9 protein-coding genes and 1 pseudogene are annotated in these 11,854 nt (G+C 49.4%); 5 read left to right on the top strand and 5 right to left on the bottom strand.

Features of this window, described 5'->3' with window-relative positions; genetic code table 11:
• The 4 genes and pseudogenes from FE845_RS18885 to FE845_RS18245 form a co-directional block, all read right to left on the bottom strand.
• A pseudogene (locus FE845_RS18885) lies at window positions 1-123 on the bottom strand (flavodoxin family protein); the annotation flags it as partial.
• Between the two features lie 337 nt (window positions 124-460).
• Window positions 461-727: an EAL domain-containing protein gene (locus tag FE845_RS18235; protein ID WP_081496573.1), complete on the bottom strand. Its 267-nt coding sequence runs from the start codon at window positions 725-727 to the stop codon at window positions 461-463.
• Between the two features lie 133 nt (window positions 728-860).
• A complete protein-coding gene (locus FE845_RS18240) occupies window positions 861-2,021 on the bottom strand; it encodes an NAD(P)/FAD-dependent oxidoreductase (RefSeq protein ID WP_053115264.1) in 1,161 nt (386 codons plus the stop codon).
• A gap of 32 nt (window positions 2,022-2,053) precedes the next feature.
• The gene (locus FE845_RS18245) at window positions 2,054-4,672 is read right to left on the bottom strand and encodes a helix-turn-helix transcriptional regulator (RefSeq protein WP_104270339.1); all 2,619 of its coding nucleotides are present in this window, start codon (window positions 4,670-4,672) and stop codon (window positions 2,054-2,056) included.
• 222 nt (window positions 4,673-4,894) lie between these two features.
• Here FE845_RS18245 and FE845_RS18250 point away from each other — a divergent pair, with 222 nt between their 5' ends.
• From FE845_RS18250 to FE845_RS18270, 5 genes are all read left to right on the top strand, one after another.
• Window positions 4,895-6,118, top strand: a complete 1,224-nt coding sequence (locus FE845_RS18250; protein ID WP_199185490.1) for an alkane 1-monooxygenase — start codon at window positions 4,895-4,897, stop codon at window positions 6,116-6,118.
• 137 nt (window positions 6,119-6,255) lie between these two features.
• Entirely contained in the window at window positions 6,256-6,774 is a 519-nt protein-coding gene (locus tag FE845_RS19050) for a rubredoxin (RefSeq protein ID WP_011783984.1), read from the top strand.
• Window positions 6,775-6,825: 51 nt separating this feature from the next.
• On the top strand, window positions 6,826-8,280 hold the full coding sequence (locus FE845_RS18260; protein ID WP_011783983.1) for an aldehyde dehydrogenase family protein: 1,455 nt from the start codon (window positions 6,826-6,828) through the stop codon (window positions 8,278-8,280).
• 27 nt (window positions 8,281-8,307) lie between these two features.
• On the top strand, window positions 8,308-9,906 hold the full coding sequence (locus FE845_RS18265; RefSeq protein ID WP_091642703.1) for a GMC family oxidoreductase: 1,599 nt from the start codon (window positions 8,308-8,310) through the stop codon (window positions 9,904-9,906).
• 37 nt (window positions 9,907-9,943) lie between these two features.
• Window positions 9,944-11,629, top strand: a complete 1,686-nt coding sequence (locus FE845_RS18270) for a long-chain-fatty-acid--CoA ligase (protein ID WP_227714495.1) — start codon at window positions 9,944-9,946, stop codon at window positions 11,627-11,629.
• A gap of 43 nt (window positions 11,630-11,672) precedes the next feature.
• Here FE845_RS18270 and FE845_RS18740 read toward each other — a convergent pair.
• On the bottom strand, window positions 11,673-11,854 hold a 182-nt coding region (locus FE845_RS18740), incomplete at its 5' end, for a hypothetical protein (RefSeq protein WP_227714496.1).

The following is an 11,854-nucleotide window of genomic DNA, read 5'->3' on the forward strand; positions in this document are numbered from 1 at the left end:
GCCGGTAGTAATGCTTTCTATTGCCCTGCGAGTGCCAGTGCCATCGTGGCCGGCGCGTATGTAGTAAGCAAATGGCAGAGCTTGGGTTTTCTCTAGGCATGGGTAGTAGCTGCGATCAAAATAAGTTTATACGAATATGAAATATGCGATTTACGTTGGTGAGTGAGTGAGTTGAATTGATATGAGGGGACTTAGAAATTTAAGTCGACAACATAATCCCAACAACAAATTTCTCAGCATTACTGCTTGAGCAATCCCGGCCAGCCAGCAACATTTTTTGGATCTAGCAGCGCCTTCCGATTACCTATTAGCGCCGGACACTGAAGCCGGCCACCAACGGTAATAACATCATAAGTTGGCCACTCCGGTCGCAAAGCGAACGTTCAGATGGTGCGATAACGCCGGCGCACACTAAGCGTCCGGTGATCCCAAATTGATTCGATGACCACCATCGGGCCAATTAAACCCAGTCAGTAACTTGTAGGTACTCCTCGCACCTTTTGACTGAGAGCGGCTTAGCATATAGATAGCCTTGTCCCGCATCACAGCCAAGGATTCGGAGATGGTTTTCTTGCTCTTTGGTCTCAATTCCCTCGGCCAGTACATCGAGTCCTAGGCTATGTCCCATCTGAATAATCGCTTTGGCAATTGCTCCACTTTCCTGGTCGTTAGGTAAGCCCCGGGTGAATGACTGGTCACTGTGGCCATCACAGCTGGGCTGGGCGATTCTGTATCTCCTGCTCTACAGCAGAGCTTGTGGGAGGGCCAGAATCCCCCTGCAGCTGGATATGCTCAGTCACGAGGCTCGACACATAGAAATCTCAGAGATGAGAATGAGCTGCATCCCATCTCGCTTACACTTACCCGGAGAGAGCTTTAGATAGCTTGGCTTGCCGGGTGGGAAGATTGACCGTTTCAGCTGCGATCATCCGGTCTCCGGAAAAGAGCCAGAATTCACAGGCATTGTCACTCTCTGTGGGACGCCGCTGAATTCGGTCGTATCCAGTGGCGATTCCAATACACTGGACTTTCATGCCGTTGAGATCTGACCAAAAACGAGGAGGAGAGGCAGGCGGAGACGGTTTACCACAAATATGAGCCGCCGCAATTTGTGCTTGAAGCATGGCATTGTGAATAGTTTCTATTCGGATGGGTGTATTGGTGGAAACGTTGACGGCTTTAGCGCAATCTCCGATCGCAAATATGTCAGGGTCGGAGCTACGCATGCCGCTGTCTACTATAATACCACCGTCGCAATCCAGGTTTGCGTCTTGCGCAAGTTCGGCATTGGGGATGGCTCCTATACCGATAACAACGACGTCTGCGGGTTTGGTAGTGCCGTCGGACAAACGGATACCGGAAACTCGGTCTCCCTCAGTGAGAATCTGGTTGACGCTAGCATTGAAGTAGAACATTACGCCGGCGGAGGCCATGCGGTTTCTGACAAAATTACTTGTTAATGGTGACGCTACTCGACACATCGCTCGGCTGTTGGCCTCAAACACAGAGACTTGTTTTCCCTGTAGATTGGCAGCGGAGGCGACTTCAAGCCCGATAACACCCGCGCCGAGAATGGCCACCTTCTCGCATTCCGGGGCTAACAGGGCATTACGTAATGCGGTGGAGTGGTCAAGATTCCTGAGATAGAAAACATTTTTTGCGCTCTCACCAGGTAAATCAATAGGACGTGGCCTCGCTCCTGTTGCCAAAATCAGCGTGTCGTATTTAATTTTCCTGCCGCCTTGAATCACTACTTGCTTTGCCGATCGTTCAAGCGCTATTACTTTACCGCCTTGTTCAAATTCAACTTTGTTGTCCCGAAAGAAATTAGGAGAACGGATCGGAGTTGGCGAGGGCAACTCATCTGAGGTCAAATAGGCTTTGGACAACGGGGGACGCTGGTAAGGCAGCGTGTTTTCCTCGCCCAAAATGGTAATCGTTCCGTCGAATCCATTCTGGCGGAGAGCCTCTGCGGCGGTCAGGCTGGCTATTCCAGCGCCAATGATAACTATTTTTTGCATATTCGCTCGATTCCTCTTTTGTTTTTGTAGCACTATAAAAGTCCGCGCAGTCGAGCTTCAGTGACTGCCTGAACCCGGTTGGTTACTTTAAGTTCGCTGAAAATCTTCTTCATATGCCATTTGACGGTATCCTCCGTCACAAGAAGCCGTTCAGCGATTTCTCTGTTGGTCATTCCGTTGCTTACGCATTTCAACAGAGAAATCTGCTTTATCGTGATGGTTGAGTGGGCATTGCCGGGCACAGGTGGCACGCTGGAGTCTTCTATTCTGACATCGGGATCCTTCGTAGCTTTAGCTTCAGAGTCGTCTGGCAGATCGTTAAAAAGATCCTGAGCAAGGGGGCTAAGAGAAAGTAGCGCTTCTTTGATCCAGAGCCGTGTGAAGTGACAGTTCAAATGTTCCGAAAGTAGGTTTGCATCAAGAATCATGCGCTTCGCCGATTTTGATGAACCGAGGGCAAACGCTGCCAGGGCCTGACAATAGTGGGCGGCGATCCTGGTTCTAGCGTCTGAAATTGCGCTGGCGCTTTGTAGTGCTTGTTTGGCATATTTTTCGGCGACACCAAACTGTTTCCCAAGCCGTAGTCTATACATTGAGGTTACCAGGGCCATACGTGCTTGAATGGCCTGGTTTTGATTTGGCAGGAACGTCAGCTCACATTCATCGGGGAGTATAGGTGGACCCAATTCCTCGTTGTTCAGGAGAGTAAACTCAGCTAACTGAACTTTAGTCAGGATATTTAGACGAGAGAGCTCTCGCTCGCAGGAGGCTAAGCGGGATTGTTCCAACAAGGCCATGGCTCTATCTCGGAACCCTTGGTGGTACAGAAAACGGCTGTAGGCCTGTGTACACCCCCACAGAATATCTGTAACGCCATAGTTCAAAGCGAAATCGAACGAAGCCTGTGCAGATTCCTGGGTAACCAGGTGATGGTTCTGTTCGTGCAGGATTTGTAACTCAAGGGTGCCAAACATTTTATTTAAAAAAGTTTTTGGCACCTGAATCTTTTCTGCTGTTTTATTCGCTTGAAGCAACACACTCCTTGCTCGGGCGATGTCCCCCTTGAACAGTTCACCCTGAATTTCTGCAGTTTTAAGCCAAATAAAAGCGTAATGTTGATTGGATGACTGGATGGCCACAGCCGCTCGATGGGACAATCGCTCCAACTCTTCAAAATGGCGTCCACTGGAGGCAATGAATGCCTGGCAAGTAAGTGCTGCGCCTTTGCCAACCATGTTACGGTCGCCAAAGGCGTCTATCCATTTTTGACAGAGAACCTGACTCTCCAGTAATTTATCCTGTGTAGCTTTGCCTATCGCATTAACCAATTCCCGCCATCCTTCCTCATCAAGATCGCCCACCCCCCTGGAGCTCGGATGAAGCGAACTAACCAGTATTTCCTCTGCTTGACGAGCTTGTTGGCTGAAATACAAAATCCACGCGTAACCTATGCTCAAGGCAGCGATTTTTTTTATCGTACGAGCCGGTACTTTTCCAAACCAGGTACGAAGTACTTCGATTTCACCCTGTCTGAGTGCCACGTCCAGGATAATGCTGTCACTTACGACGCGAGCCCATCGATGGTCACTGGCTTCCAGAGCTGCATTGATTGAATGGAGGTACTCTCCCCTACGCCAATGCCAGAACGCGACCCGTTTCAGTACATACGAGCGACGTTCTCGTTGGGTGGTGTTAAATAAACTACGCAAATACTCTCGCAGCACAGGGTGCATATCCATACGATCAGCAGAAGTCCCGGTGGGAGCTAAAAGAGCATAATGTTCGTTAAGAAACGTAATTTCCCGGTCGGCCTCTTCTGTCTTATAGACATAGCCATAGCATTCAGCGCTGATTACTTCGAGCATCGCTGCATTGCAAAGAAAGGTCCTCGTACTATTGGGTAACGCAGTTAAGAGGTTGTCCCTGAAATACGAGCGAGTTTCCGGCCAAGTCGCTGCGGGGAGATTTGGGTTTGGGGTTCGGCACATAAGCCTGACAAGTGCTGGCCATCCACCGGTCGCTTTTATGATGTTGCTGGCTTCGGGGCCACCCATACCCGATAATTCACTAACCTCCTCTTCTGTAAATACAAGTTCATCAGCACCATACGTTACAACACCCGCCATCATAGACAAACGTGGCAACGCCCCGACGCGACTCGGTGCAATGAAAAATTTCACATTGCTCGGTGTTTCACAGATTAAATCCTCAATCAAATCCGCGGTATGTTTAGCCTCGCCAACCCCATCAAGGCAAATTCTTATCGTCTTTTTTGCATTACACAGTGCGTTTCGAAGAACTTCGATGGTGTCGATGTCACTTTTTATCGTGCGCCAGGATTCAACTCCTTCGAGTTGATATAAAACTAACGCTGCAAACAAACTGCCATTAACGTCACATGAGTCAGGGCACGACCGGGTATTGATATAAACGGCGCTCTCAAGTTCCAGTTCGCGAGTGTTTGCTGCCAAGGCCACTTGTACAGATTTTCCATAGCCTGGCGGGGCCCGATACAGAACTACCTTTGATTCAGGCGTAGCAGAAGCGCTCAGGCAATAGCGGTCTAAACACCCTTGAGTAATGAAACACTGACGAGCCCACATCCTTTCAGACATCCTCCGACACCAGTCTTCCAAGCTATGGCGGGTCATGACAATCCGATCTCCTGCTTCGTCTCCCCGAAACGCGAGGGCGCTATGGGGTGAAAGCATATTGATAGATGTCTAGTGCGAAAACTACCCCTTAGAGTAGTTGTTTGATCTCCGGTTCTGGCCAAACCTGTTCATGCCTACAACTTGTCCGTTCACCTGAGGGACTCGGTGTTCGCACAATGTAGAAAAATGATCAAGCTGAAAAACAATAAGGTGATCCTAATGTCAATGTCAGAAAATGTCTTAACAACAGAGTCTCTTCAGAGAGACCCTGATGCCGAAGGTTATGTGGACAGAAAACGCCACCTGTGGGTCCTTTCTGTGCTGTGGCCAGCGACGCCTCTTATTGGCCTTTATTTGGTATCCCAAACTGGATGGAGCATTTGGTACGGATTGGTGTTGATCCTTTGGTATGGCGCAGTTCCCTTGATTGATGCCATGTTTGGAGAGGATTTTTCCAACCCCCCCGAGTCGGCCGTGCCTCGGCTTGAACAGGATCGTTACTACCGGGTACTGACCTACTTAACTGTTCCTATTCATTATGCGGCCTTGATTGTCAGTGCCTGGTGGGTATCCACGCAACCAATGAATGTTTTCGAGTTTCTGGCATTGGCCCTTTCCCTGGGAATCGTGAATGGTCTGGCTCTGAACACAGGCCACGAACTTGGCCATAAAAAAGAAACGTTTGACCGTTGGATGGCGAAGCTTGTCCTCGCCGTGGTCGGATATGGTCATTTCTTCATTGAGCACAATAAGGGGCATCACCGTGATGTGGCTACGCCGATGGACCCGGCGACATCCCGCATGGGTGAGTCCATTTACTCATTCTCACTGCGTGAAATTCCCGGTGCTTTCAAGCGGGCATGGGATTTAGAGGAACAGCGCCTCAGTCGTTGTGGAAAAAGTGTCTGGAGCCTGGAGAACGAAGTTCTTCAGCCTATGATTTTGACCGCTGTGCTTTATGCGGGATTGCTGGCGTTTTTTGGTCCCTTAATGCTGATCTTTTTGCCCATTCAAATGGCCTTTGGCTGGTGGCAGCTGACCAGCGCCAACTACATTGAGCATTACGGATTGCTGCGCGAGAAGATGTCGGATGGACGTTATGAGCGTCAACAACCGCACCACTCATGGAACTCAAACCATATTATGTCGAACCTGATTCTGTTTCATTTGCAACGACATTCCGACCATCACGCCCATCCTACAAGGTCCTATCAATCGCTTCGCGACTTCAAAGACCTGCCTTCCTTACCATCGGGATATCCCGGGATGTTCCTGGCCGCAATGTTTCCCTCATGGTTTCGTTCGATAATGGACCACCGGGTGCTGGATTGGGCTAAAGGAGATCTCGATAAGATTCAGATTCAACCCGGCAAGCGTGAATTCTATGAGCGTAAATTTGGTGGGACTGATTCTGAATCAGTCGATACCGCCGCGGCTAAATGATCGGCTAATCGGAACTTATATACCTCGTTTACTTTATTTACGTTGCAGAAAAAGAGCCTCTGACGTGCACCTGAAAGAGGGTGCGCGTCGGGCGCTACCAAAACAAAGACAATAATATCGTTTGAAAGGTGCTCTAAATGGCTAAGTATCAATGCCCTGATTGTGGTTATGTATACGACGAAGTGGTTGGTGATCCGCACGAAGGCTTTCCTGCAGGAACGACATGGGAAAAAATTCCTGAAGACTGGTCCTGTCCAGACTGTGCCGTCAGGGATAAGGTTGACTTCGTTGCGCTTCAAGAAGCGAACCCGGAACTTTCGGTGTCCGCAACCAATACAGCGGTCCGCCCTGCCAGCCAAGCTAAGACCGAGGGAGCATCGCAGAAAGCAACGGGCGCATCTACTCCTTCAGCTAAAAATAAAACAAAGCCCAAAGCGAAACCCAAGCCTAACTCTTCAAAATCGCCGAAAGACTCGACTCAAAAAGATACCTATCGGAAGTGGGTCTGCATCACTTGCGGCCATATCTACGATGAAGCTCTCGGAGATGAAGCCGAAGGCTTCCCTGCCGGCACTCGTTTTGAAGATATTCCAGACGATTGGTGCTGTCCGGACTGTGGTGCCACAAAAGAGGACTATGTCCTCTATGAAGACTAGTAATCCGATGGAAAATAACAACAGTCTCGTTCGGCAAGAGGTGATTTTATAATGCAGATTGCTAGTCTGGCGAAGGTTGGGCTGCCCAATGTGTCAACCAGCGATACGATTGATTCAACGTTCGCGGCCCTACAGCGGGCACAACTTGCGCGTCGCGGAAGTTTTACCTTGGAGGCTCGAATAGCGCAGCTCGACCAGCTGCGGGATTCAATTAAACGCTACGAATCAAACATCATTGCGGCTTGCGCGGCGGACTTTCGAAAACCCGCTCCAGAAGTCAAATTAACTGAACTCCTGCCGGTGCTTCAGGAAATTCGACACACTAAAAAACACTTGCGTAAATGGATGCGTCCGAAGCGAGTGGCTGCATCCGTTGGTGTTCTGGGCACGAAATCTTATGTTCGGCCAGAACCAAAGGGAGTGTGCCTGATTATTGCACCGTGGAATTATCCGCTCAATCTTGCGCTCGGACCTCTCGTCTCAGCGTTGGCTGCAGGGAACGGAGCCATCATTAAACCCTCGGAAATGACACCACATACCTCAAAGGTGATTGCCAACATTGTCGCCGAAACCTTCCCTCCCGATCTGGTTTCCGTGATTGAGGGTGATGCCGCGGTAGCGCAGAAACTGTTGGCCTTACCCTTCGACCACATATTCTTCACGGGCAGTCCTGCGGTAGGCAAGGTGGTCATGGAGGCTGCCGCCAAGAACCTTTCCTCAGTGACACTGGAATTGGGGGGTAAGTCCCCGACCATTGTTGGCCCAGATGCCAACATAAAGAGGGCTGCGAGAAACATTGTCTGGGGTAAGTTTGCCAATAATGGACAGACCTGTATCGCCCCAGATCATGTTTTTGTGCACGTTAATATCGCAGATCAATTCAATGAAGCACTTAAAACGGAAATTGGGCGAGTCTATGGAAAAACACCAGAAGCCCAGAAATCGACCGCCGACTATTGCCGGATTGTAAATCGACGTCATTTCCAGCGAGTTTCAAACCTGATAGATGATGCCAAAAACAAAGGTGCAAGAGTCTTTGAAGGCGGTGTTACAGATGCTGAAGAGAATTTTATTGCTCCGACGTTGATTTCAAATGTATCGAGCGACATGGATATTTCACGTGAGGAGTTATTCGGCCCGATCTTACCCGTTATTGAATTCGACGATATTGATCTGGTTATCAAGAAAATCAACGATAACCCTAAACCGCTTGCGCTTTACATATTCGACAAAAACGAGGCTTTTGCCACGGATATTATCGAGCGAACGAGCTCCGGCGCTGTAGGAGTCAACCTTACAGTTGTGCATTTTCTACATCCGGGCCTGCCGTTTGGTGGAGTTAATAATTCCGGGATAGGGGCGGCACACGGTGAATACGGTTTCCGCGCTTTTTCGCATGAAAAGGCGTTGATGGAGGATAAACATTCTCTTATGCATCTTCTTTTTCCACCCTATACAGCCTGGGTCCGGCGTCTTATAGAGGCTGCTGTTCGTATTCTGGGCTGAGTATAATCAAATAATAAGAGAGTTATTATGTACGATTACATTATTGTCGGTGCGGGATCGGCGGGCTGTGTATTGGCCAATCGGCTTACGGCGGACTCTTCAAAGCGAGTAGCGTTGCTAGAAGCGGGCCCAAAGGATAAAAATCCACTCATACATATGCCTATAGGTATAGCACTCCTTTCCAATAGTAAAAAGCTGAATTGGGCTCTTGAAACCGAACCTCAAGAACATCTGAAGGAGCGCCGCCTGTTTTGGCCTCGTGGGAAAACACTTGGCGGGTCCTCTTCTATCAACGCCATGGTCTATATCAGAGGTCACAAAGCCGATTATGACCACTGGGGTCAAGTTGCCGGGACCGACCTCTGGGGATGGGATCGCGCTTTAAAATTGTTTCGTCGACTGGAAGATAATAAACGTTTTGGCGCAGATTCTTACCATGGGGAGGGCGGTGAGCTCACCGTAAGTGAACTCAAATCAGTCAATCCGTTGAGTCGAGATTTTGTTCGAGCGGCACCTCATGTAGAGCTCCCGATAAACACGGACTTTAATGGAGAGACGCAAGAGGGATTGGGACTCTACCAGGTGACACAAAAAAATGGTCGCCGTTGGAGTTCAGCGCAGGCATTTCTGCGTGTCGCGGAGAACCGGCCTAATCTTGATGTGCTAACGGACGCGCGGGTAACCCGGGTGGTAATGGACGGTAAGCGGGCAGTCGGCGTGACACTGAACCAGGGGGGCGAATATCGCCAGCTTAGACTCAATAACGGCGGTGAAGTCATATTGTCTGGTGGTGCGGTTAATTCACCACAACTACTTATGCTTTCGGGAATCGGTGATAGCGAAGAGCTTGGAAAACACGGGATCCCCCTTGTGCATCATCTTCCTGAGGTCGGCCAGAATCTGGTTGATCATTTGGATATTACGATCATGCACGCGGCAAACTCACGTTTGCCCATTGGCGTTGCTCCCAGTTTCCTGTTTCGGGGCGTGAGCGCATTATTCTCATATATCTTTGCGCGACGTGGATTTCTTACCAGTAATGTTGCCGAGTCCGGAGGCTTTGTTAAATCCGAGCGCTCGTGCGAACGGCCAAATGTGCAATTCCACTTTTTGCCAACTTACCTGAAGGATCATGGACGAAAAGTGATGGCCGGGTATGGGTACACCTTGCATATTTGCGATCTAATGCCCAGAAGCCGCGGTTTTATTGGTCTCAAAAGCCCTGACCCATTGGCCGACCCGTTGATTCAACCCAATTATCTCAGTAACCCCGAAGACATCAAAACAATGATCTCGGCCGTTAAATTTGGACGACGGATACTCGGGGCACCAACAATGGCTTTACATAGTAAACGAGAAATTAAGCCCGGAAACTCGGTGTCTTCGGACAGTCAGATTGCGGACTTTATCCGGGAAAATGCAGAGACTATTTACCACCCCGTTGGCACTTGTCGTATGGGCGCGGATCCGGATTCAGTCGTTGATCCGGAATTAAAAGTCAGAGGGATTGAAGGGCTAAGAGTTGTCGATGCCTCGATAATGCCCAGTTTGGTTGCCGGTAACACCAACGCACCCACCATGATGATTGCCGAAAATGCAGCCGACATCCTCTTGGGAAATGTTTAGGTTCAAACCCGGATTATGCCTTCTACATTGGACCTTAATGACGCCAGATACTCGCGTCAACCAACTACAAAAACGACAGGAGATAAACGTGCTTGGCCAAATGATGAACATGGAGCTCACCGTGAATTCCTTGATCGACCATGCTGCTCGCTACCATGGAGACGCTGAGATTGTGTCGATAGGAACGGATGGAAATCCCAGTCGATCTGACTGGGCAACTGTTTCGGAGCGGTCGCGACAACTTGCGTCAGCGCTTCGAACGGCAGGCTATGTCCAGGGGGATCGGTGCGCGACCATTTGTTGGAATAACGTGGGGCACCTGGAATGTTACCTTGGCATCTCTGGTGGCGGGATGGTGTGTCACACCATTAACCCGCGACTGTTTCCAGAACAACTCGTTTACGTTATCAACAATGCTCAAGACAAAGTCATATTCTTTGACAAAACGTTCCTTACCATTGTTTCAAATATCCGAGACCGACTGGAGACGGTTGAGAAATTTGTATTGATGTCCGAACCGGACGAAGAAATTGCAGCGCAATTTCCAGGCTTGTTGTTTTATGAAGAGTTTCTCCAGCGAGGAACGCCTAACGCGAATTGGCCTGAAATCGCCGAAAACCAGGCCTCAAGCCTCTGCTATACATCGGGCACCACCGGAAATCCCAAAGGGGTGCTCTATTCACACCGCTCCACCGTTCTGCACGCGCTGGTAGCTGCTCAACCCGACGCACTGAATTTATCGGCACGGGACGTGGTGATGCCGGTTGTTCCTATGTTTCACGTAAATGCGTGGGGGGTACCCTACATTACGGCGATGGTTGGAGCCAAACTGGTGTTGCCTGGTCCTGGCCTGGATGGGCAAAGTTTGGTCAAGCTGATCGATTCAGAAAGCGTAACGATTGCGCTGGGTGTGCCTACGATTTGGCAGGGACTTCTCTCGGCTTTGGACGAGCTTGGCTCCTCGGCACAGTCGCTTAAACGGACGGTGATAGGGGGTAGCGCTTGTCCGCCCTCAATGATGTCGGAGTTTCGTGGTAAGTATGGCGTAGAAGTTGTCCATGCATGGGGAATGACAGAAACATCACCGATCGGGACCGTCAACGCACTGCTGTCGAAACACAATACTCTTTCGGAGGAAGGAAGAAACAAAATCCGTGAAAGCCAGGGACGGCCTCCCTACGGGGTGCAGCTCAAAATTGTAGGAGAAGACGGTCATCAACTGCCCGAAGATGGCATTGCTCAGGGAAATCTCCGCATCCGTGGTCATTGGGTGGTAGCCGATTACTTCGGTGTTGAACCAAATCAGACTCTTGAGGAAGACGGTTGGTTCGAGACAGGTGATGTTGCTTCGATCAATGATGATGGATTTATGACAATACGTGACCGCTCAAAAGATATTATTAAATCTGGTGGTGAATGGATATCTACAGTCGAATTGGAGGGAATCGCAATGGGCCATTCTGCCATCAATGAAGCTGCCGTAGTGGCGGCCTCCCATGATAAATGGGACGAACGACCGATCCTGTTGGCAGTAAAAATACCCGACGCAAATATTACTGAGGAGGAACTTCTTGCTCATTATCAGGGGAAAGTCGCCAAGTGGCAGATCCCGGATCGCGCGATCTTTGTGGAAGGATTGCCACGCAATGCCACTGGGAAAGTATTAAAAAACAAGCTGCGTTCTGAGTATGGGGAAGTATTAGTCAGTAAACCGGCAAGCTAGCATCAATGAGTGACATTTGTGTTACGAAAAATTGCAGTTTTACCTAAAGCCAATTTGTTTTAATACCAAAAAGGATAATAAAAAAATGAAACCTAAAATAATTAGTCGTCCCTGCAAAACCAAAAAACTGAAACAAAGCAATGAGTTGGCTTGAATTTCGAGTATAATATCCACCATAAATCTCCCCGTTTCGCCCAAAAACCGGAAGAAAACGCCATGATTCCA

It is taken from the genome of Marinobacter sp. 1-4A (genome assembly GCF_016597725.1).
Classification (GTDB): domain Bacteria; phylum Pseudomonadota; class Gammaproteobacteria; order Pseudomonadales; family Oleiphilaceae; genus Marinobacter.